Annotated in this window: 17 protein-coding genes and 1 riboswitch; of the genes, 12 read left to right on the forward strand and 5 right to left on the reverse strand. The window is 47.1% G+C overall.

From position 1 onward, the window contains the following. The first annotated feature begins 2 nt into the window (after nt 1–2). The 4 genes from I5M27_RS00720 to I5M27_RS00735 all read left to right on the forward strand — a co-directional run bounded on the left by I5M27_RS00720 (nt 3) and on the right by I5M27_RS00735 (nt 3,741). Complete coding sequence (locus I5M27_RS00720; protein ID WP_200504115.1) at nt 3–968, forward strand: AAA family ATPase; 966 nt, start codon at nt 3–5, stop codon at nt 966–968. Nucleotides 969–1,162: 194 nt separating this feature from the next. Further along, nucleotides 1,163–2,608, forward strand: a complete 1,446-nt coding sequence (locus I5M27_RS00725; RefSeq protein ID WP_200504116.1) for an FAD/NAD(P)-binding protein — start codon at nt 1,163–1,165, stop codon at nt 2,606–2,608. A 64-nt stretch (nt 2,609–2,672) separates the two neighbouring features. Next, complete coding sequence (locus tag I5M27_RS00730) at nt 2,673–3,125, forward strand: hypothetical protein (protein ID WP_200504117.1); 453 nt, start codon at nt 2,673–2,675, stop codon at nt 3,123–3,125. Nucleotides 3,126–3,291: 166 nt separating this feature from the next. After that, nucleotides 3,292–3,741: an RDD family protein gene (locus I5M27_RS00735; RefSeq protein ID WP_200504118.1), complete on the forward strand. Its 450-nt coding sequence runs from the start codon at nt 3,292–3,294 to the stop codon at nt 3,739–3,741. 120 nt (nt 3,742–3,861) lie between these two features. On the opposite strand, the gene I5M27_RS00740 is transcribed toward I5M27_RS00735, so the two are convergent. Together I5M27_RS00740 and I5M27_RS00745 are read right to left on the reverse strand one after the other, a co-directional pair. Further along, nucleotides 3,862–4,989 (reverse strand): cytochrome-c peroxidase, encoded by a 1,128-nt coding sequence (locus I5M27_RS00740; protein ID WP_200504119.1) that lies wholly within the window; start codon nt 4,987–4,989, stop codon nt 3,862–3,864. A gap of 160 nt (nt 4,990–5,149) precedes the next feature. Further along, a complete protein-coding gene (locus tag I5M27_RS00745) occupies nt 5,150–6,400 on the reverse strand; it encodes a hypothetical protein (RefSeq protein WP_234462331.1) in 1,251 nt (416 codons plus the stop codon). Nucleotides 6,401–6,602: 202 nt separating this feature from the next. On the opposite strand from I5M27_RS00745, the gene recA reads away from it, so the two are divergent. From recA to I5M27_RS00760, 3 genes are all read left to right on the forward strand, one after another. Continuing rightward, nucleotides 6,603–7,637, forward strand: a complete 1,035-nt coding sequence (gene recA, locus I5M27_RS00750; protein WP_200504750.1) for a recombinase RecA — start codon at nt 6,603–6,605, stop codon at nt 7,635–7,637. 313 nt (nt 7,638–7,950) lie between these two features. Then, a complete protein-coding gene (locus I5M27_RS00755; protein ID WP_200504120.1) occupies nt 7,951–8,760 on the forward strand; it encodes a DUF3108 domain-containing protein in 810 nt (269 codons plus the stop codon). 1,414 nt (nt 8,761–10,174) lie between these two features. Beyond that, nucleotides 10,175–12,727 carry a gliding motility-associated C-terminal domain-containing protein gene (locus I5M27_RS00760; protein WP_200504121.1) on the forward strand — a complete coding sequence of 851 codons (2,553 nt, stop codon included), beginning with the start codon at nt 10,175–10,177 and terminating at the stop codon, nt 12,725–12,727. Between the two features lie 130 nt (nt 12,728–12,857). On the opposite strand, the gene I5M27_RS00765 is transcribed toward I5M27_RS00760, so the two are convergent. Next, nucleotides 12,858–13,088: a hypothetical protein gene (locus I5M27_RS00765; protein WP_200504122.1), complete on the reverse strand. Its 231-nt coding sequence runs from the start codon at nt 13,086–13,088 to the stop codon at nt 12,858–12,860. A gap of 187 nt (nt 13,089–13,275) precedes the next feature. Continuing rightward, nucleotides 13,276–13,372, forward strand: a riboswitch (TPP riboswitch). A gap of 64 nt (nt 13,373–13,436) precedes the next feature. Here I5M27_RS00765 and I5M27_RS00770 point away from each other — a divergent pair. The 4 genes from I5M27_RS00770 (at nt 13,437) to ruvB (ending at nt 19,622) form a co-directional block, all read left to right on the forward strand. Continuing rightward, nucleotides 13,437–15,872 carry a TonB-dependent receptor gene (locus tag I5M27_RS00770; protein ID WP_200504123.1) on the forward strand — a complete coding sequence of 812 codons (2,436 nt, stop codon included), beginning with the start codon at nt 13,437–13,439 and terminating at the stop codon, nt 15,870–15,872. A gap of 715 nt (nt 15,873–16,587) precedes the next feature. Beyond that, nucleotides 16,588–17,766: an acyl-CoA dehydrogenase family protein gene (locus tag I5M27_RS00775; RefSeq protein ID WP_200504124.1), complete on the forward strand. Its 1,179-nt coding sequence runs from the start codon at nt 16,588–16,590 to the stop codon at nt 17,764–17,766. Nucleotides 17,767–17,968: 202 nt separating this feature from the next. Continuing rightward, a complete protein-coding gene (locus tag I5M27_RS00780; protein ID WP_200504125.1) occupies nt 17,969–18,352 on the forward strand; it encodes a GIY-YIG nuclease family protein in 384 nt (127 codons plus the stop codon). A gap of 241 nt (nt 18,353–18,593) precedes the next feature. Beyond that, nucleotides 18,594–19,622: a Holliday junction branch migration DNA helicase RuvB gene (ruvB, locus tag I5M27_RS00785; protein WP_200504126.1), complete on the forward strand. Its 1,029-nt coding sequence runs from the start codon at nt 18,594–18,596 to the stop codon at nt 19,620–19,622. 153 nt (nt 19,623–19,775) lie between these two features. Here the strand turns inward: ruvB and I5M27_RS00790 are convergent, their stop codons facing one another. After that, entirely contained in the window at nt 19,776–20,219 is a 444-nt protein-coding gene (locus I5M27_RS00790) for a RidA family protein (protein ID WP_200504127.1), read from the reverse strand. A 200-nt stretch (nt 20,220–20,419) separates the two neighbouring features. Between I5M27_RS00790 and queG the strand changes: the two genes are divergently transcribed. Next, nucleotides 20,420–21,358: a tRNA epoxyqueuosine(34) reductase QueG gene (queG, locus tag I5M27_RS00795; RefSeq protein WP_200504128.1), complete on the forward strand. Its 939-nt coding sequence runs from the start codon at nt 20,420–20,422 to the stop codon at nt 21,356–21,358. Here the strand turns inward: queG and I5M27_RS00800 are convergent. Continuing rightward, entirely contained in the window at nt 21,355–21,546 is a 192-nt protein-coding gene (locus I5M27_RS00800; RefSeq protein ID WP_200504129.1) for a hypothetical protein, read from the reverse strand. The two genes, queG and I5M27_RS00800, sit on opposite strands and share 4 nt — an antisense overlap. Nucleotides 21,547–21,666: the final 120 nt, after the last annotated feature.

The raw sequence follows: 21,666 nt of genomic DNA on the forward strand, positions 1-21,666 counted from the left end.
CTATGAAGCAATTTTCATCGGATAAAGAAGCTGCCGACGCCTTATTTCAATCTGTAAAAAACCTGAATCAGGAAATCTCCAAAGTAATTGTGGGGCAGGATGAAGTGGTGCGTTTGGTTTTAACCGCGGTATTTTCGCAGGGCCATTGTTTGCTGGTGGGCGTGCCCGGCCTGGCTAAAACTTTGCTTATTCATACCATTGCCTCTTCCTTAGACCTGAGCTTTAATCGCATTCAGTTCACCCCCGACCTCATGCCTTCTGATATTGTGGGCTCGGAAACCATGGATCAGAACCGGAATTTCCAGTTCGTGAAAGGTCCGGTTTTCTCTAACATTATCCTGGCCGATGAAATTAACCGTACGCCGCCTAAAACCCAGGCCGCGCTGCTGGAAAGCATGCAGGAATATTCGGTAACCGTGGCCGGGCATAAATACGAATTACCCAAGCCGTTCTTCGTTTTAGCCACCCAAAACCCGATCGAGCAGGAGGGAACCTACCCGTTGCCGGAAGCGCAGCTGGACCGTTTCATGTTCAACATCACGCTGGGTTATCCTTCTTTTGAAGCCGAAAAGCAGATCGTGAAAAATACGACCAGCGGCCAGAAAGCTACGGTAAACAAAGTGCTCCACTCCGACGAAATCATGGCCTTCCAGGCCTTGGTACGCCGCGTGCCGGTAGTAGATAACGTAGTAGATTATGCCGTGAAACTGGTGCACAAAACCCGCCCGAATACCGAGATGGCTGCCAGCGTGGCGAACCAGTATTTAGAGTGGGGCGCCGGTCCGCGGGCTTCGCAGCATTTAATTGTGGGCGCCAAATGCAATGCGCTTTTAAACGGGAAATACAGCCCGGATATTGAAGATGTGCAGGCCGTTGCCTTGCCTATTCTGCGCCACCGCATTGTGCGTAACTTTAAAGCCGAAGCCGAAGGCATTTCTACCGAAAAAATTATTCAGGACCTTTTATAAGCCAAAACGCTATGGTTTTTGTGCTCAAAAGTCTGTTACCATAAAAAGTAACAGACTTTTTTGTTTCCAAAAATTCAGAAAACGCTATGCTTTGGACTATAAAAAGTCAGAACCTTCCGAAATAAACGCAACTTTCCGCCGCGAAATTTGTACATTAAGCCTGAAAAAAACGCCCGGAAACTAAACGCAAACCAATGGCCTCGGAAAAATGCATCACCATCATCGGCGGAGGTTTCAGCGGTACGCTTACGGCGGTGCAATTGCTGCGGCAAAGCCCGTTCCCGGTGTGCGTGAAACTGATTAACGCCGGTTATCCGCTTTCTAAAGGAGTGGCCTATTCGGCCGAAAGTAACCTGCATTTGCTCAACGTGCGTTCCGGCCGCATGAGTGCTTTTCCGCATATTCCGCGGCACTTTGTAAACTGGCTCGAAACGCAGCCCGACGTAGAGCAATTCTGCCAGCCCGGCGAAACCCTGGCCGATGCGTTTATGCCGCGGCGGGTTTACGGACAATACGTAGCGAATATTTTGAAAATGGCGCTGGAAAAACTGCCGGCCGGCTCTAAGCTCGAGATCATCGAAGACGAAGCCATTTCTATTGCCGAACTTTCTGAAAAACATTTTTTGGTGGAGCTGAAAAACGGCCCAAGTTTCCAGACCGAAAAAATAGTGCTGGCTTTGGGCAATTTTGCTCCCGAACCGCTAAGGCTGCCGGAAGAAATATTAACCGGCGAAAACTATTTTGGCAATCCCTGGAAACCGGAAATTCTCGAAGATCTTCGGCCGGAAGAACCCGTTTTACTTGTTGGCAGCGGCCTGACTATGGTAGATGTGGTGCTGAGTTTGCTTGAACAAAAATTCACGGGTAAAATTATTGCCATTTCGCCCAAGGGTTATTTGCCGATGGTGCACCGCCACACTGCCCCTTATCCCGATTTCCGGAAAGAACTGCAAGGGCCGTTTTCGCTCAATACGATCTATGCCGCCCTTAAACAACACATCCGCAAAGCGGTAGCCCAAGGCAGCAGTTGCGAAGCCCTGATCGATTCGATGCGGCCGCAAACCCAGCAGATCTGGCAGGGACTGAGCAAGGAAGATAAGCAGAAATTTTTGCGCCATTTGAGCTCCCTCTGGGGAATTTTCCGGCACCGCATTTCGCCACAAGTGGCAGACCGCATTCAGGCCGCCCGCGATAGCGGCCAGCTGGAAGTAAAACCCGCACGCCTGCAAAACGCCACCGAAACCGACGGAAAACTAAGGGCCATGCTTAAATTAAGGGGGCAGAAAGATCCGGAAACCATACCGGTGCAGCGCATTATTAATTGTACCGGTCCGCAGGCAAACTACGCCCGATTAACCATGCCGCTGGTCCAGAACCTGCTCGTGCAAAAACTGATTACGGCCGATGAACTGCAGCTGGGCTTAAAAGCCATGCCCGATGGCCGACTGATCCAGGAAAACGGAAAACCATCGTGTAAATTTTTTACCATCGGCCCTACCATGCGCGGTGCCCTCTGGGAATCTACGGCCGTGCCGGAGATAAGTGAGCAGGCGGCGCACCTGGCTCAGACCATTTTGCACGCCTTTCTGCCCGAAGCGGAAACAAAAGCGGAAAATACCTCGGCACAAACCAAAAGGTAAAGGGTAATTCCGTATTTTTGTATCTGAAACCTTACCGTTTTTTGTAGAAACTGAATTTAGAGATATGGAAGCTGCTTCGCTTTACCAACGTTTTAAAGATAACCTCGAAACCATTATCATACTGCTGGACAAAGGCACCGATATCCGGACCATGCCTTATTCCACCACCATGCCGCTGGAAGTTAAATTGTTCACCGAAGTTTTAACGCAGGTTGGCCTGGATCTGAACATAAAAACTGAAGGCATCAGTGCCGTAAACGAACTTTACAAAGCCTACAAGCAGCAGGAAAATGCCGTTTTGAAAGCCATGGAACGGATCCTGAATGATAAGCGCGCTTCCATGAAAACGCCGGAAGGAAAAATTCTGGTAAAGGAAATGCTGATCCGCCGCCTCGAATTTTTTAATGAAACCGCCCGTTCCATGATGGTAATGAGCAACCAGACCACGCTCAAAAGCCCGATCCAGCACATTCACCCGCATCACCGCGAAATGCTGATCCACCCGCCTTTGAAGTAGTGATTAGCGGAATTTTGCTGATCGCCAGGATATTGTAAAAAGCTGCGTTTCGGAAGAAGGCAGCTTTTTCGTTGTAAAACGCTATGATTTTCGGTCCTGAAAGTAGTTTTCAGGCCGGAAAGCTTAGCGTTTCTGAAGCAGAATTTATTTCGTGTATCTTTACAGTATGAATTTCGAATTTACTCAAACTGATCCTGCAAAAAATACCTTCGATGAAACCATGCCTACGGCGGCGCCCGGTTTTCTCCGTTTCATCAATTATATGCTCGATTGCATTTTTCTGGCCGTAGTAGCTTCTGTGATCCTCAATATTTTTGCGCCCGAAATGATGCCCAAAAGCATGGAAGATGTTTCTTCCGGCATGTTTATCAGTTTGCTATACCCTTTGCAGTTCGTGTATTACTTTGTGGCAGAATTTTTCTTCGGCAAAACGCTGGCAAAATTGCTGACCAAAACTTACGTAACCACCGAATTCAATGAGAAACCGGGCGTTAGCGCAATTTTTATCCGCACGCTTTGTCGCTACATTCCTTTCGAATACATTTCTTTTCTGGGCAACGGCATCGGCTGGCACGACCGCCTGAGCAAAACCTACGTGGTGCGTAACCCGAAGTAGAATTTTAAGAACCTAATGCCACTAAAAAAGCCTCGCGGGTTTCTATAATCCGCGAGGCTTTTTTAGTGGAAAGGCAATGAAAAACGCTATGTTTTTGGCCTGAAAAACTCAATAAGAGGCTTATTCCGGCTGGTAGCCATCGGTTAGCGTGTGCATAAACGCCACGATCGCTTTTACTTCCTGGTCGGTTAATTTTAAATCGCCCAATTCTTCGTGGTTCACGTTTTGCGGTATTTCCGGTTTGCCGAATTTGCCGCTGTCGCGCTGGTTGTAAAACTGAACCGATTCTTCCAGCGTTTTAATTACCCCGTTATGAAAGTAGGGTGCCGTTAAAGCTACATTGCGCAGCGTAGGCACTTTGAATTTTCCGTTTTCTTCCGCATTTTTCACTACTTTACCTAAACCCAGGTCGGGCTGATATTTGTCTTGCAGGCGTTTTTTAATTTCCAGATTTACCGGTGCGCCAATGTTGTCGTAGGTGAAATCGGTGAATAATACTTTGCCGGTGCGGGCGTCGGGTTCCGAAGGGTGGCAGGCGGCGCAGTTTCCTTTTTTCGGATCGTTAAAAAGCTTCAGGCCCAGTAATTCCTGTTCAGTAAACGTTGCCTTGTTTTGCCTGACATAATCGAATTTAGAGGTAAAAGGCTGAAATGCGGTAGTAGTTTCGAAAGCGGCAATGGCCTTGCCTAAACTGTTGAGGGTTTTTTCGGGGTCGTCCAAAACCTGCGCGCCATAAACCTGCTCAAAAAGCGGCCGGTAATTGGCCTGCTGAATGCGCCGGGCTACCAGTTCGGCATTGGCGTTCATTTCAACGTGGTTCAGCAACGGCCCCATGGCCTGTTCGGCTAAAGAGCTGGCGCGGCCATCCCAGAAAAAACCCCCTACGTAATGCGCTTCGGTAGTATCGAAATATAATGGCGGCGTGAAAGCAGCATAGGCTATTGCAGAAGCATTCCGGTTGCCAAGTACGCCCGGTGCGGCCCCGGCTGAAACGGCGCGGTGCTGCGGATCGGCAAAAGCTTTGGCGGGCGCATGGCAACTGGCGCAACTTTGCCCAACGGGGTTAGAAAGGTTTGCGTCGAAGAAAAGTTGTTTGCCCAGTTCCTGTTCCGGAGTGAGCCCAAGGGTTGTGCTAAACTGACCCGTAATGGTCCGGCCTTCGGGAGAAGCGGGTTGCTTATGGGTAAAGGCAAGCCAGCTGCAGCAGCAGATTAGTATTATTCCGGAAAGTAAAACTGAAAACCTCATCTTTAACCGTGTTAAACCAAATGTGAGGGCGAAGGATATTGTATTTTATCGCCATAAATAAGGATTAATACGGTAATTTATCCGAAATGGGTTTCTTTAAATATTTATCGGGAGGAAAAACGCTAAACTTTGAGCCTGAAAAACTGCAATGCGCTTCAGGCTAGGGGTTCGGGTTCTGAAGTCTGGGTTTGCCGAGAAAAAAATCGGTATCGAAATGCACGTAAAAACCGGTAGAGAATTCAAACGTGCCTTTGTTGAGATCGAAGAACGGCTCGAAGCGGTTGGTAAGCGAAACGCCTTCGGTTAAATGAAAGGTGCTCATGTGCCGGATGATCAGTAATTCGCGCTTCTTTTCTATATAACCCGGGTTTTTAACCGTAGTGCTTGCCGATTGGTAAAGCCTGCCGCCAAATTCCGAAATGTAGCCATTCCCGCGCCAGTAGCTTACCATCAATTCCCCGAACTTACGAATATCCGTTCCTACGTTCAGGTAAATACCGCTTCCGCCTTGAAAAGGCAACTGGTGCTCAAAGGAATAATCGTCGTAGCCTACAAAGTAGTTTTTGGTGTAGATGCTTTTCAGGAATTGGTCCTTTTTAGAAACTAACCCGCCATACGCGGTGTAAATTTCCCGCGGCTTTGTGGTAAAAGTATATTCTAAGCCAACGGTTCCATTAAAAAGGGTAGTCAGTGGGCGGTCGTTCGTATCGATCTGGCCGCCCTGATGGAAACCCGTAAACTGAATAGGGAGGTTAAGATTGTGTTTTTGGTAAACTAGGATCTGGGCAGGCTGATGCGGACTTTGATTATATGCCACTTCCCTTAATTTACGGTACAAGGCAATATTGCTGGTAAAACCACCGCCCACTTCTTCCTGCTGCGTATCGAAACGGTATTGCATTACCTGCCAGTCTATAAAAGCCTGAAGATCGAATTTCGGTTTCTGGTAAACATACTGCACGCCGTTTTGCAAAGGCACCAGCAGCTGGCGTTCAAAATCCCAGAGCGGCTCAATGTAATTGAAATTGGCATTTCCGTTCAGCGTTCCGAATAAAAGTGTGTGCGCGCCGGAAGTATACGTTACCGTAAAAGTTGGCTGCAAACGCGTAATTTTAAAACTTCCGAAATCTTTCCAGAGCAAAGCGCCGGCTTCTACTTTTACTTTTTCCGAAGGGTAATAACTCAAGCTCGGCATGAAATGATAACCAAAAAGCGTGTAGCCATCGGCGATCTTATTAAAATATTCGTTATTTTTAAAAAAGCCCAACGTTCTGATACCCAGGCGTAATTCTTTTGCGTATGCGGGATTTACCTGCGGCGCTTTCTGAAACGCCTGGTTTGGCAATTGTGCAAAACAAACCTGTGCTAAAAATATTAGCAATACGCCGGAAAATAATCTAAAAAAAGGCATAAAAAACGCTAGGGTTTTGGCACTAAAAAGTACCTTGGTCTGTTACAAATCAGCAAACGGAAGCAGTAGCGCTAGTATAAAAAGAGAATACTAAAAATACTTGCAAAGCATTGCTAAAAATAGTAATTTAGGCCTGAAATTACGGAATATATAACATATACAAGCTATAAAAGAAAAAGACAACATGAGTGCAACCGACAACATGAAAGCAAGCAGCGATAAGTTAAAAGCCCTGCAGCTAACCATCGACAAGCTTGACAAAGCCTACGGTAAAGGTTCCGTAATGAAACTGAGCGATACCAAAGTAGACGATGTGCCTGCTATTTCTACCGGTTCGCTGGGGCTGGATATTGCCTTGGGTATTGGCGGTTTGCCAAGAGGCCGCGTGGTAGAAATTTACGGCCCGGAATCTTCGGGTAAAACTACGCTTACCATGCATTGCATTGCCGAAGCCCAGAAAGCGGGCGGACTTGCCGCCTTCATCGATGCAGAACACGCCTTCGACCCGACCTATGCCAAAAAACTGGGGATCGACGTTGAGAATTTATTAATTGCCCAGCCGGATAACGGTGAGCAGGCTTTAGAAATTGCCGATAACCTGATCCGTTCGGGTGCCATCGATATTATTGTGATTGACTCCGTAGCTGCCCTGGTTCCGAAAGCGGAATTGGAAGGCGATATGGGCGACAGCAAAATGGGTTTACAGGCGCGTTTAATGTCGCAGGCATTGCGTAAGTTAACCGGTACTATCAATAAAACCGGATGCTGCTGTATCTTCATCAACCAGTTACGTGAGAAGATTGGGGTGATGTTCGGTAACCCGGAAACAACTACCGGTGGTAACGCCCTTAAATTCTACGCTTCGGTTCGTTTAGATATCCGTCGTATTGGCCAGATCAAAGAGAACGCCGATAATATTACCGGTAACCGCACCAAGGTGAAAGTGGTTAAAAACAAAGTAGCGCCTCCGTTCAAAGTGGTGGAATTCGATATCATGTATGGCGAAGGTATTTCCAAAGTAGGCGAGATCTTAGACTTAGGCGTAGAGCTGAATATCATTCAGAAATCCGGTTCGTGGTTTGCTTACAACGGCGATAAACTGGGCCAGGGACGCGATTCGGTTAAGAACCTGCTGTTAGACAACGAAGGCTTAATGGAAGAGATCGAAGGCAAGATCCGCGCGATGGTGAAAGGCGAACCAGAAAAGGTTGCCGCCGCGCTGGAAGACGTAGAGTAATTTCGTAAGTTCGACACCTGTAGGTTCGATTTTCTTAAAGTATAGTTCGTTTAGAAACGCTATGCTTTTGAAGGCTAAAAGTCGCTTCGGGATTTCAGTTACCTGATGCCTGAATTTGAATCGAACGTACGAATCCCGAACCTGCGAACCTCGAAAATTCGAACCTATGAAACGAAAAAAGGTGCGGTGTTAAATCGCACCTTTTTTGTTTATTTATGGTTTACAAACTGAAACAATACTTTTTCCGTTTTCACCCGTATTCAATTTGGTACGGGTTTTGAAATTGAAGCAAAAGATCAGTATTTATCCCACTATGAAACGTTATTTCTTTCCCCTGCTCCTGGTTTTGTTAGTTGCTTTTGGGTTTGCCTTTTCCGGTTTCGGAAGCCGCGACACCATGCGCAACATCGACAACGACAGCTTTAGATCCGGCGAAAAGCTGGATTACATTGTGCATTACGGCTTGATCAACGCCGCCCAGGCCACCATCGATATCGACAACGATATTCAGATGATCAATAACCGGCCGTGCTACAAAGTAAACGTGTTTGGCAAAACCACCGGCTCTTTCGATTTCTTCCTGAAAGTGCGCGATACCTGGCGTTCATACATCGATACCACTTCCATTGTACCGCAACGTTTTCACCGGAACATCGAGGAAGGCAAGTACCGGAAAAAGGAGAATATCATGTTCGACCATTATAAGAACCTGGCCACGGTAGAAGATAAAAAGGAAACCAACACCTTTAAGGTGCCCGATAATGTGCAGGATATTGTGAGTGGCGTTTATTACCTGCGTACCCTCGATTACGACAAACGCAAAATGAACGAACCGATCAAGATCCAGGGCTTCTTCGACGATGAAGTGTTCGATTTTACGGTAACCTATAAAGGCAAAGAAACGGTAGAAACCAAGGCCGGTAAAATAAAAGCCATTAAACTGGTGCCGAAAATGCCGAAAAACAAATTATTCGATGGCGAAGATGCGATCACCGTTTATTTGTCTGACGATAAGAACAAGATCCCGGTACTGATCCAGGCCGAAATGTTTGTTGGCTCGGTTAAAATTAACCTGAGCAAATACAAAGGTTTAAAAAGCCCGCTGGCAATAGCCAAAAATTAAAAAGCTATAATTTGAATTCAAAAAAAGCGCAGCCCTAAACTGCGCTTTTTTTGTTTCGACTTTTTGAGGCTAAAACCCTAGCGTTTTAAATGCTGATCTTTAGTTTTGGTGTTATGTATTGTTGCATGCAAAAACATTGTGCGTGCAATAAGCGCAGCATGCTCCGCGTAGCCAGGATTTTATGGTAAACCCGTAGTTGTTACAATATTTACCGGTGCCCGGAAGTTATGTTTTCTGATATTCTTAACAACCAACTATGAAAAAGTTTTGGCCGCTTTTTATTTTATCCCTGGTTTTAGCTGGCCGGCTACCGGCCCAGCAAAAGCAAGGGGCCTGGTGGTATTTTGGCGATAAGGCAGGTTTGAATTTTAATATGAATCCGCCTATACCTGATTTTTCAAGTCAATCAGGAAGTACTTTCGGTTGCGCTTCAATTAGTGATGCAAATGGGAATCTCCTTTTTTATTCAGATGGTAAGAATGTTTATAATAGGTTTCACAACATTATGCCTAATGGGCAAATTAGGAACCCTTTTACTGGTCTAGAGCCAAATTGTATGATAGTTCAAAAGCCGGGGAGCTCAAGTATCTATTACCTTTTTGTAGCTCAGAATTACGCAATTTTTCCTAGTTTAAACCAGGTTGCTTTTCTGGTTTCAGAAATAGATATGAGGGCCGATGGTAGAAAAGGTGCAGTCATTCAAAATCGGAAAAATATAGTTTTAGCTTGGGGAACTGCTGCTAAGATTACAGCTAATATGCATAGTAATAATCGTGACATTTGGGTGGTGACTCATTCACTCTTTGGGAATAATTTTTATTCTTTTTTATGTACTCCAGCAGGTATCGATTCTGCAATAGTTTCATCTGTAGGTAGTTCTTATAGGAACGGATCTAATGTCGCAGATTATATAGGTACCCTGAAAGGATCACCAAATAGTCAGTTAATCGCAGATGCAGTACAGGGTCAACAAATAGTTCAGTTATTTGATTTTGACCGTACTACCGGAGTATTAACCAATCCGAGGATCTTTAACTTAAATTACTTTACTTTTGGAGTAGCGTTTTCGCCCGACAATTCCAAAATCTATTTGAATGATTTTACAAATGTTTTTCAGTATAATTTAACAAAAAATAATTTTCAACTAACCTTATCATCAAAGGTTCAGGTCAGCAATTCCAGCTTTTTAGGTGCCCTGGATATGCAGTTAGGAATGAATGGGAAAATTTACATACTTCCTGATAGAACTAGGTATCCGTTTTATACTTATACAAATCCTCATTTAAGTGTAATAAATTGCCCGAACGAACTAGGGCAAGCTTGTGGTTTTCAGGATACCACAATTTATCTGCAAAATAATGGCGGAGCAAGATTACCCGCTCTGAACCAAACGCTCTTCCGTAACGCCAACCAATTGCAGGTAATCGCAGAACGGCCCTACATTTGCCAGGGCGAGTCGGTAAAGCTATCGGCTTTCGGGGCCGGGGCTAGCCAGTTTACCTGGCTTCCGGCGCAAGGCTTAGGTACCATTAATGGTGCAGAAGCTATTGTACAGCCAACCGTTACCACCACCTATACTGTAATTGGCTCCGGTTCTTGCCACTCCGATACTGCCCGGATCACCGTGGTGGTGGCCCCGCCTGCTTACGTAAATGCAGGGCCCGATCAAAGCATTTGCTCAGGCGCTACCGTGCAACTGGGCACTTCGCCGCAGCCGGGCTATAACTATACCTGGCACACATCAACCAACCTCTCCGATAGCACCATCGCCAATCCTACTTTTTCCGTGGTGAATACGGGCTCCACCAACCGGGCGTACCAGTTTATTGTAACCATGGATGGCCCCGGCGCTACCTGCGGCAAAGACAAAGATACCGTACAGATAACGGTAAAGCCCCAAATTGCAGTTAATGCCGGCTCTGCCAGGACTTTTTGCTCGGGAATTCCTACCGTTTTGCAGCCACAGCAATACAACAGCGCTTATGCTTACAGCTGGTCGCCGACTACGGGGTTAAGCAATGCTAATACGTTTGCACCAACGCTTACCTTAACCAATACTTCGGCCAAACCCGATACGCTTACCTATACCTTAACCGCTACTTTTAACGGTTGCTCCCGCAGCAGTCCGGTGCAGGTGATCGTACTGCCGGAGCCAAGGCCTGTAATCTATGGCCCGGCATCGGTTTGCCCCGGTTCGCCGCAAATTACCTATCAGGTTCAAAACCCGATTCCGGGCAATAGCTATATCTGGGGCGTGCGGGGCGGCAGCCTCAGCCAGACTTTCGGCGATAGCATTTGGGTAAACTGGGGCGCCGCTTCGGCCACGGCAACCGTGTGGGCGTTGGGCAGCAACCGTTTTAACTGCCCCGGCGATACCGTTTTCTTCCCGGTACTGATAAACCCGCTGCTGCAAACCGAAAAACCCAAAGGCAACGATACGCTTTGCGAAAACGATAAACAAAACCAATTGTATCAGTTGGCACGGGCGCAGGGTTCGGTCTATACATGGGGCATTAGAGGTGGCAGTATTGTTAGTGGGCAAAGCAGCCATGCGGTGCGGGTAAACTGGCCGGGACCGGGTCAATACAAGCTCTGGGTGCAGGAATCGGCCCAAACTTCGTTGGCGCAGTGCTACGGCGTTTCCGATACGCTTCGCATTACCGTGCTTCCTTCCCCGGATACTACGTTGGCAGTACAAGGTCCAGCTTCGGTTTGTGAACAGTCGCAGCAAAGCTACAGCCTGGCTGGTAATCCAGGTTCGATTTATCATTGGCAGGTGATCGGTGGCGCAATTATAGGCGGGCAAGGCTCCGGATCGGTCCAGGTAAACTGGCAAACGGTAGGGCAGGGTGAAGTAAAAGTGCAGGAAACATTGCCGAATGGCTGTGTTGGTAATTGGCTCACCCTATTTGTTCAGGTAAACCCGATCCCGGTAACCACTTCCCCGGTCTTCAACACTTTCTGCCCCGAAGCCCTTACCCGAACGCACCAGGTGCAGGGAATGCCGGGTTCTGCTTTTCAATGGCAGGTTTCTGGCGGAACGCTGCTGAGCGGGCAGGGCACCAGCCAGACTACTATCCGCTGGGACAGTCTTAGCGTGAATCCCAGTTACAGCGTGATCGAAACTTCGGCGTCCGGCTGCAGTTCGGCGCCGCATACTGTAGCCGTAGAATTCGACCGCTCCGCTCTGAAACTGCTCTCAGTAGGCTTAGACGAAGCGGAAGAGAATCTTATTATTCAATACAAGCTGCAGCATCCGCCGCTCACGCCGCCAGTCTACCTTAATATTTTTGCGCAAAACAGCCAGACCGGTCAGTGGGAATCCATCGGGCAAAGCTCCCTGGCCAATACCGTTTTCCGGGCACCCGCGGCTGCTTTTGAAATGCGCCATTACCGCCTGCAGGGCCGCAACTATTGCAGCAATGAACTGTATTCTAAGGCTCACCGTCCGGTAAAACTCACAGCTGCTGGTCAGGAAAATTCCGGAGAAGTGAAATTAAGCTGGAACGCTTATAAAGGCTGGCCGGGAACAGTGCAATATGAAGTCTGGCGGCAGCTGGAAGGGCAAACGGCTTTTGAAAAGCTGGCCGTTACCACCGATTCCAGCCTGAGCTTAAAGACTGGCCGCGATGGTTTCCGGCAGCGCTACCGCATAAAAGCCGTTTCGGCAAGCGGCCGGGAAAGCTGGAGCCAAAGCGTGGGCGTTGAGTTTCAGAACGAACTTGGCTTTCCCAATATCATCACCCCGAATAACGACCGCCTGAACGATACTTTTACCGCCAGCAACCTGCATCTGTACCCGAATAGCAGCCTGAAGATCTTTAACCGCTGGGGCCAGGAAGTTTTCAGCAGCCAGCATTACCGGGGCGAATGGCAGGCAGAAGGATTAAGCAGCGGCACGTATTATTACCTGTTGCAGACCCCGAACGGCAAAAAGTTTAAAGGCTGGGTGGAAGTAGTGAAGTAACCTTTCTGAAATAAAACTACCATAGCGCCGCTTCGAAGCAGCGCTATTTTTTTGCCTTTACTTTTCCCGCCCCAAACCCTGCCATTTTTAAATGCAAAAAGCCCCGGAACGATCCAGGGCTTTTATATTTTCAGGTAAGTTGGGGTTTCGGTTTTTTCGGGCGGTTGTAATCCGGTTCGAAATCATTTATTGGCAGCGAGATTCCGGGGGGCAGATCCAGGTCTGGCAGGTCGTCCTGGAGCGGTTCGCCGCCGTCATCGTCGTTGTCGCCGGAAGAAGGGCGTTGAAAACGGTTCCGGGGAATAACCGCAAAATAAGCCAGCATGGCCAACACCACAAGCGAGTAAAATAGGCTGATCATATTCACGGCAGAGCTTAAATTTAAAACATAAAGATGCAGGCGCTCAGAAAGGAAACCTGTTCTCATAAAACGAAAAATTCCGGCCTGTGGTTTTGCCCGTAATCCAGAATTTGAGTAACGATATATATTATGGTGGCGGACTTTAAAAACGGTATTGTTTTGATTTGAAAAAGTAAGCTGTACCTTTGCAGCAGTTTAGGGGTGCCTTAATATAACGGGCTGAGATTATACCCATTGAACCTGCTCCGGGTAATGCCGGCGAAGGGAAAACATGGTAAAACTTATAAAGAAAAGCAGGCTGCAAGCCCCTCGTGGCCTGTATGTTTTATCAATCTCATTTTACAATTTATGTTTACCTTTTTGCGGGCGCTTTTAGTGCTCATGCTGCTGCCTGCCTTCGCGTTCGCACAGTTCACGCTTTCCGGCACCGTTTCCGATGCCGCCACCAATCAACCTTTGCCCGGCGCTTCGGTGCAGCTTTCCGCTAAAAATGGCCAGATGTCCGATGCCGCTGGGAACTTTACTTTCACCAACCTGGAAGCCGGCAATTACACCGTTCGGGTTTCGTACCTGGGTTTTGAGCCGGTAAGCCAGACCGTAGAACTAACCGCCGACAAAACGCTGGCGTTTCCGCTGCAAAAAAGCAATATCCGCACCGGCGAAGTGGTAATTACCGCTACCCGCGCCAACGATAAAACCGGCACTACTTTCACCAACGTGAGCAAGGAAGAACTGGAAGAGCGCAATTTTGGTCAGGACATTCCGTATCTGCTGGAGCAAACGCCATCGGTAGTGGTAAATTCTGATGCCGGCGCGGGCGTAGGTTATACCGGCATCCGCATCCGCGGTTCGGATATTACCCGCATTAACGTAACCATCAACGGGGTGCCGGTAAACGATGCCGAAAGCCACGGTGCCTTCTTTGTGAACATGCCCGACCTGGCTTCTTCCATTCAGGATATCCAGATCCAGCGCGGCGTAGGAACTTCTACCAATGGAGCGGCGGCGTTTGGCGCGAGCATGAACATTCGTACCCTGGGTTTAAACCGCGAAGCCTACCTGGAAGCCACCAACGGTTACGGCAGTTTTAATACCTGGCGGCATAGCGTTTCGTTCGGCACCGGTCTGATCAACGATAAATTCACCCTGGATGCGCGGCTTTCTAAAATCTCTTCGGATGGCTACGTAGACCGCGCTTTCTCGGACCTGAAAAGTTATTACGTAGCGGCTGGTTACCACGGCAAAACCGGCAGCCTGAAATTCGTGACTTTCTCTGGCGTAGAGAAAACCTACCAGGCCTGGAACGGCATTCCGCAGGATTCTTTGAAAACCAACCGCACGTACAACAGCCTGACATACGAAAACGAAACCGATAATTACCAGCAGGATCATTACCAGCTGCATTATTCCAAAAACTTCGGCAGCAGATTTGACTTCGGCGGCGCATTCCACTTCACCCGCGGCCGCGGTTATTACGAGCAATACAAAGACGACCGGAAACTAAGCAACTATGGCATTGAACCGCTGGTTTTAGGCGATACTACCATTAAACGCACCGACTTGATTCAGCAGAAATGGCTCGATAATTATTTCTATGGTGCTACGTTTGCCGCCAATTATTACGCCCCGAACGAACGCTTGACCGCTACAATCGGCGGCGGCTGGAACACCTACGACGGCGACCATTTCGGGGAAGTGATTTGGGCCCAATATGCTTCCAACAGCAATATTCGTCACCGCTGGTACGAAAACAAAGCGCTTAAAACCGACTTTAATATTTTTGCCCGCGTGAATTACCAGGCCACCGAAAAACTTGGTTTGTTCGGCGATCTGCAGCACCGCATCATTAACTACGAGATCAACGGTTTCGACGATAAGTTTGTAGACGCCTCCTTACCAAAAACCACCTTCAATTTCTGGAATCCAAAAGCCGGCGCAACCTATGCGGTAACTAATAACCAGGCGTTCTACGCATCGTTTGCCGTAGGAAACCGCGAACCGGTTCGTTCCGATTTCACTGACCAGCCGCTAGCCGACCGCGAAGCCGGCAAAAAACCAATGCCCGAAACCATGTATAACTGGGAAGCCGGTTACCGCTTGCGCGGTCAAAACGCTACGCTTTTCGGCACCAAAACCCGTTACTCTTTCGATGCCAATTATTACTTCATGGATTACAAAAACCAGCTGGTATTAACCGGTCAGTTGAACGATGTAGGCTCGCCGTTACGCACGAACATCAAAGACAGCTACCGCCAGGGAATCGAACTTTCGGGCGTTTTAAATCTGAACGAATTGGTGGAACTGAGCAGCAATTTAACGGTGAGCCGCAATAAAATTCAGAACTATACCGAAACGGTTTATGTGTACAACGAAGATTACGTGCCGGAAACCATCGTAGAAAATAAGTATTCCGAAACTGATATTTCGTTCTCGCCGGAAGTAATTTCCGCGCATAAAATTGAAGTGCAGCCGCTGACCGGGTTAAAAATTGCCGCCCTTTACAAAACCGTCAGCAAGCAATTTTTAGACAACACCAGTTCCGAAAACCGCATGCTGAATAGCTACGGCATAATGGACCTGCGTCTGCGCTACACCATTAAACCCGCTTTTATGCGCGAACTGGAATTTGCCTTGCTGGTAAACAACGTGCTGAATGAAAAATACGAAGCCAACGGCTACACCTTCTCCGAAATGTATTCCGGCGATGCGACCCGTTATGATTACAATTATTATTACCCGCAAGCCACGCGTAATTTTATGGTAAGCGTAGGGATGAAGTTTTAATTTGTCTGAATTTGGATTCGTCAGATTTTAGGATTTAAGGATTTTTGGTAAAGAAAGGAAAAAATGATCTAGGGTGTTTTTACCATTCAAATTAGAATCCACTGATCCATTAATCTGACGGATCCAAATTCAGACAGTAAGCCTGCTCCAAGAGATTGGAGCAGGCTTTTTTTTGAACACGATTTTTAAAATTAAAAGATGCGCAGGATTTCAATTAAGCAAGATTTCACGCCTATCGCCAGCGCAGCGTCACCTGAAGATCACGTTATCCGGGATACTAAACTAAAAGAAAGCGAGCTACGAAGGGAAGCTGACACCAGTTTCTGTGAGAGCGGCCTCCAAGCTTTCCGGTGCCGACGCAGGAGGCAGCCCGGTAGGGCAGGAAGGGTTGCAGCCGCGAACGCAGAAACGAAGCCACCCGGCTTGAGGGAAAAAGCTAGCTATAAAAAAAAGACAGCAATTCATTAAATGAAAGATATCAGCTATGATAAACGGTACACTTTCAAGGCATAAAAGTCAATAGCATATTTTCCGCCACCCTGATGAGATCTCTCCTCATGTCGAGATGACCGAATAAAGTGGAGATTCCCAGAAAAACGCTATCCTTTTTGCCCTAAAATCTGCTACCTTAAAAACTACCAAACGAAAAACTAACCACAAATTTTTTCCTACAAGCCAAACCTTTACCTTTGCGCAGCAATTACTCTGAACAATTATGGCTTATAACCCTACCGAATTTTTAGATTATTACAACATCGACGACCTGCTGACCGATGAGCACAAGCTGATCCGCAAGTCGATCCGCGATTTCGTTAAAAAAGAAATTTCCCCGAACATCGAAAAATGGGCGCAGGATGCACATTTCCCTTCCGAGATCGTGAAGAAATTTGGCGACGTAGGCGCGTTTGGTCCGACCATCCCGGAACAATACGGCGGCGGCGGTCTGGATTACATTTCCTACGGCTTAATTATGCAGGAAATTGAGCGCGGTGATTCCGGTATGCGTTCTACGGCTTCGGTACAAGGTTCTTTGGTAATGTACCCGATTTACGCGTACGGTTCGGAAGAACAACGCAATAAATATCTGCCAAAATTAGCCAGCGGCGAATGGTTGGGTTGCTTCGGTTTAACCGAGCCGGATCATGGTTCGAACCCGGGCGGCATGCTGACCAACATCAAAGACATGGGCGACCATTATTTGTTGAACGGCGCTAAAATGTGGATCTCCAATTCTCCGGAATGCCAGATCGCGGTAGTTTGGGCGAAAAACGAACAGGGCCGCATTAAAGGTCTGATCGTGGAGCGCGGCATGGAAGGTTTCACCACCCCGGAAATTCACAACAAATGGAGCTTACGCGCCAGCTGCACCGGCGAACTGGTGTTTAACAACGTGAAAGTGCCGAAAGAAAATTTATTGCCTAACATCGACGGTCTGAAAGGTCCTTTAGGTTGTCTGGACTCAGCCCGTTTCGGAATTGCCTGGGGTGCTATTGGTGCCGCCATCGATTGCTACGAATCAGCTTTGAAGTATTCTTTAGAGCGTATCCAGTTCGATAAACCGATTGCCGCTTTCCAGTTAACGCAGAAAAAACTGGCCGAAATGGTTACCGAAATCACCAAAGCCCAGATCATGGTTTGGCGTTTAGGTATGCTGAAAAACGAAGGCAAAGCTACTACGCAACAGATCTCCATGGCGAAACGCAACAGCGTAGACATGGCCCTGCACATTGCCCGCGAAGCCCGCCAGATCCACGGTGGCATGGGTATTACCGGTGAGTATCCGATCATGCGCCACATGATGAACCTGGAATCGGTGATCACCTACGAAGGAACTCACGACATTCACTTATTGATCACGGGTGCCGATGTAACCGGCATTCAGGCGTTCAAGTAAGAATATTCGATTATTCGAAATTCGACTTTTTAGGCTGAGAGGCCTAGCGTTTTTTGAAAAGCAGCTCAGAGATGGGCTGCTTTTTGTTTTGCGTTATTACATTATTGCGTCATCCCGAGCGCGGTTGAGGGAACTATCGCATACCGAACCTGTTGAACTTATAATTCCAGACAGAAGTTGAATTGTCCAAATTAATCGTTATATGTCTGGAAATATCTACTTCGTTTATATCACTACCAATCCTAAACGGACTACCTATTACATTGGCATCACAAACGATCTAGCAGTAAGGCTCCAACAACATCTTGAGAATTGTGGTGACAAAAAGACTTTTGCTGGCCGCTATTATTGCTATAAGTTAGTTTACTTTGAAAGGTTCACAAATCCAACGCATGCAATTGAAAGAGAAAAGCAGGTAAAAGGTTGGCGTAGGGATAAGAAAGAAGCGTTAATTAAAAGTCTAAACCCGGATTTTAAATTTCTAAATTATATTGTTGAAGAAGTGGACGTTTATCTTTCAATCAAAAATGATCAGCGGGTTCGGTACGCGATAGTTCCCTCGGCTGCGCTCGGGATGACGCAATAAATTTAAAATTCAACGCCTTTTAAACCCTTGAGTACGGCAGCTTAGAAACCACCACAAATTTCTAAATCTCCCTTTGCTAACTACGTTAGATAAACCACTTTTAATAGCAATAATTTTAGTAAAAAAGCGTAAATTTGTATAGCCTCCGGGACTTATTCCGGGCGCAAAAACGTTACTGAAAAGCCATTTCTTCCTGCTGCAAAGTGAAGGATAAAACGCTATCAGAATTGGGTAAAAAAGTATGAGAGAAGAATATTTAACCGGCTCGGATGAACACATGTCGCCGGCCGAAAAAGAAATAGACAAGGCACTACGCCCGCTCGATTTCAGCGATTTCACCGGCCAGGAAAAGGTGGTGGAAAACCTGAAAATCTTCGTGGAAGCGGCGCGCCGGAGGGGAGAGGCCTTGGACCACGTTTTATTACACGGACCTCCGGGTTTGGGTAAAACCACGCTGTCGCACATCATTGCTAACTCGCTGAATTCGAATATTAAAATTACGTCGGGTCCGGTTCTGGATAAGCCCAGCGACCTGGCCGGTTTGCTAACGAATCTGGAGCAGAACGACGTGCTTTTCATCGATGAAATTCACCGCCTTAATCCGATCGTGGAAGAATACCTGTATTCGGCGATGGAAGATTACAAGATCGACATCATGCTGGATTCCGGCCCGAATGCGCGTTCGGTGCAGATTAGCCTGAATCCGTTCACGCTGATTGGCGCCACTACGCGTTCCGGTTTGCTGACCGCGCCTTTAAGAGCCCGTTTTGGGATCAATTCCCGCCTGGAATATTACGATTCGGCCTTATTAACGACCATTGTAAAACGTTCCTGCGAAATTCTGCAAACCTTCATTCACGACGATGCCGCGTTTGAAATTGCCCGCCGGAGCCGTGGTACGCCGCGTATTGCCAACAACCTGCTGCGCCGTACCCGCGACTTTGCCCAGGTAAAAGGCGACGGAACCATTACCGTAGATATTGCCCGCTTTGCCCTGAATGCTTTGGATGTAGATCAGAACGGATTAGACGAAATGGATATCCGGATCTTAACTACGATCATCGAGAAATTCAAAGGTGGTCCGGTTGGTTTGAGCACTATTGCCACGGCCTGCGGCGACGAAGCCGAAACCATTGAGGAAGTGTACGAGCCTTTCCTGATCCAGGAAGGCTACATCATGCGGACTTCCCGGGGCCGCGAAGCAACCGAAGCAGCTTATCGCCACTTGGGTAAAATTCCGCCGCAGCGTGTGGGTACTTTGTTTGAATAAGCCGGAGTTTTTAAGGCTGAAACCATAGCGTTTTAGCTTGAAAAATCAGATTAGAATAAAATTGAAAGAGCTGGCCCAAAGGTCAGCTCTTTTCGTTTTTTAGCTTAATCGAATTTTGCATTCGCTGCAATCCGAAGCTTTAAATATTAAACTTTACTCCGTCTTTTTAATTTCTGCGATCAGTTCCACTTCCAGCACCGATTCGTTATCTAAAAGCCTCGTAATTTCTACCCAGGTTGCGGCTGGCGTGTGGGTACCGTAATATTTCCTCCGGATGTCTTTATGTTTCTTAACCGCTTCAATATCTTTCGCGAACAGGTTTTCTTTCACCACGTGCGTAAAATCGAGGTTGTATTTCTTCAGGGTAACTTCCAGCGTTTTGTAAACCCGTTCCATGGCCTTATCCATGTCGTCGTTGCCTACCGTGCCCGAAATGTAAAGCAGGTTGCCGCTCCGGTAAGCTTGCGCATAATTCCAGTCTTTTTCCGAAGGGTGCAGGTGAAAAACCTTGCCGTTTTGTTCCAGTATTCCCTGGGCATTGGCTTTCCCGTTCAGCATTAAAACGAGTATTAGCATTAAGGCAGGTAGTTTTTTCATAGTGTAAAAATTGAAGTGGTTGATGATTCAGATTTAAGACAGCTATAATATAGAAAACCCTTAGCCTGCTGCTGTGTTTCGAAACATCCTCCGGAAAAACGCTATAGTTTTGAGGGTAAAAACTGATTTATGTAACAAATAAAGGAAGTGAAATTTTTTCGCCGGATATTTGTTCTTTCTATGATCCGTATATTCCCATTTTGAACAAAACCCAATACACCCATTTTATTAAGCAGAAAGCTGCCGAGCTCGGCTTTTTCTACTGCGGCATTTCCAAAGCAGAATTTCTGGAAGAGGAAGCGCCGCGCCTGGAAAACTGGCTGAAAAAAAGCATGCACGGCGAAATGGGCTACATGGAAAACCATTTCGATAAACGCCTTGATCCCAGAATTCTGGTGCCCGGCGCCAAATCAGTAGTTTCCTTACTGCTGAATTATTATCCGGAAGAACAACAATCCGAAGACTGTTTAAGGATCTCGAAATACGCGTATGGCACCGATTATCATTTTGTGATAAAAGACAAGCTGAAAACGCTGCTGCAGGCAATAAATGAAGCAATTGGAGAAGTAGGAGGAAGGTGTTTTGTAGATTCGGCGCCGGTGCTGGATAAGGCCTGGGCAAAGAAAAGCGGCCTGGGCTGGGTAGGCAAAAATTCAAACCTAATAAACCCGAAATCGGGCAGCTTTTTCTTTATTGCCGAACTCATTATTGATCTGGAACTGGAATACGACGGGCCGATAAAAGATTACTGTGGTACCTGCACGCGCTGCATAGATGCCTGCCCGACCGATGCCATTACGCAGGCTTACGTGGTAGACGGCAGCAAATGCATTTCTTATTTCACCATCGAACTGAAAGGGCAGATCCCGGAGGAAGTGAACGGCAAGTTCGGCAACTGGGTTTTTGGCTGCGACATTTGCCAGGATGTTTGTCCCTGGAACCGTTTCAGCAAACCGCATCATGAACCGGCGTTTCTTCCCCACGAAAAACTCCCGCAGCTAAACGCTGCCGACTGGCAGGAAATAACGCAGGAAGTTTTTCAGGAAATATTTAGAAAATCGGCGGTGAAACGAACTGGTTTTGCCGGGTTGCAGCGAAATATCCAGTTTGTCACGAAAATAAACGAGCCGTTAGATTAAGCTTCTACTTTGGCAAATACCTGGTTTAAAACCGGCGCGTGCAAAGTGGCAAACTGAATGTAACACCAGTTTCTTAGCTCATTGAGTTCTTCCTGAACCAATAACGTAAATGATTTGCGTAGTTCTTTTTCAAACAGAAACTGATCGAAGCTTACTTTAACCAGAATAGTTTTAATATACTCTAACATGATTGTTTATTGTTCTTTGTGTTGCACGTTAAGGCTAACGGCAGTAAATATACGGTAATACCTCACGCATGGGTTCTCCTTTTCTGAAAGTTTACCGTGGTTTTTGGTAAACGGCCAGAT

The sequence above is a fragment of the Adhaeribacter terrigena genome, from assembly GCF_016623615.1.
Classification (GTDB): Bacteria; Bacteroidota; Bacteroidia; order Cytophagales; family Hymenobacteraceae; genus Adhaeribacter_A; species Adhaeribacter_A terrigena.

Bases quoted from the DNA above. Each gene is read 5' to 3' on its own strand.
- ruvB (WP_200504126.1), top strand. From the start codon at position 18,594: ATGAGAGAAGAATATTTAACCGGCTCGGATGAACACATGTCGCCGGCC.
- I5M27_RS00790 (WP_200504127.1), bottom strand. From the start codon at position 20,219: ATGAAAAAACTACCTGCCTTAATGCTAATACTCGTTTTAATGCTGAAC.
- I5M27_RS00775 (WP_200504124.1), top strand. From the start codon at position 16,588: ATGGCTTATAACCCTACCGAATTTTTAGATTATTACAACATCGACGAC.
- I5M27_RS00800 (WP_200504129.1), bottom strand. From the start codon at position 21,546: ATGTTAGAGTATATTAAAACTATTCTGGTTAAAGTAAGCTTCGATCAG.
- I5M27_RS00725 (WP_200504116.1), top strand. From the start codon at position 1,163: ATGGCCTCGGAAAAATGCATCACCATCATCGGCGGAGGTTTCAGCGGT.
- I5M27_RS00745 (WP_234462331.1), bottom strand. From the start codon at position 6,400: ATGCCTTTTTTTAGATTATTTTCCGGCGTATTGCTAATATTTTTAGCA.
- I5M27_RS00720 (WP_200504115.1), top strand. From the start codon at position 3: ATGAAGCAATTTTCATCGGATAAAGAAGCTGCCGACGCCTTATTTCAA.
- I5M27_RS00765 (WP_200504122.1), bottom strand. From the start codon at position 13,088: ATGATCAGCCTATTTTACTCGCTTGTGGTGTTGGCCATGCTGGCTTAT.
- I5M27_RS00770 (WP_200504123.1), top strand. From the start codon at position 13,437: ATGTTTACCTTTTTGCGGGCGCTTTTAGTGCTCATGCTGCTGCCTGCC.
- I5M27_RS00740 (WP_200504119.1), bottom strand. From the start codon at position 4,989: ATGAGGTTTTCAGTTTTACTTTCCGGAATAATACTAATCTGCTGCTGC.
- I5M27_RS00780 (WP_200504125.1), top strand. From the start codon at position 17,969: ATGTCTGGAAATATCTACTTCGTTTATATCACTACCAATCCTAAACGG.
- I5M27_RS00755 (WP_200504120.1), top strand. From the start codon at position 7,951: ATGAAACGTTATTTCTTTCCCCTGCTCCTGGTTTTGTTAGTTGCTTTT.
- recA (WP_200504750.1), top strand. From the start codon at position 6,603: ATGAAAGCAAGCAGCGATAAGTTAAAAGCCCTGCAGCTAACCATCGAC.
- I5M27_RS00730 (WP_200504117.1), top strand. From the start codon at position 2,673: ATGGAAGCTGCTTCGCTTTACCAACGTTTTAAAGATAACCTCGAAACC.
- I5M27_RS00735 (WP_200504118.1), top strand. From the start codon at position 3,292: ATGAATTTCGAATTTACTCAAACTGATCCTGCAAAAAATACCTTCGAT.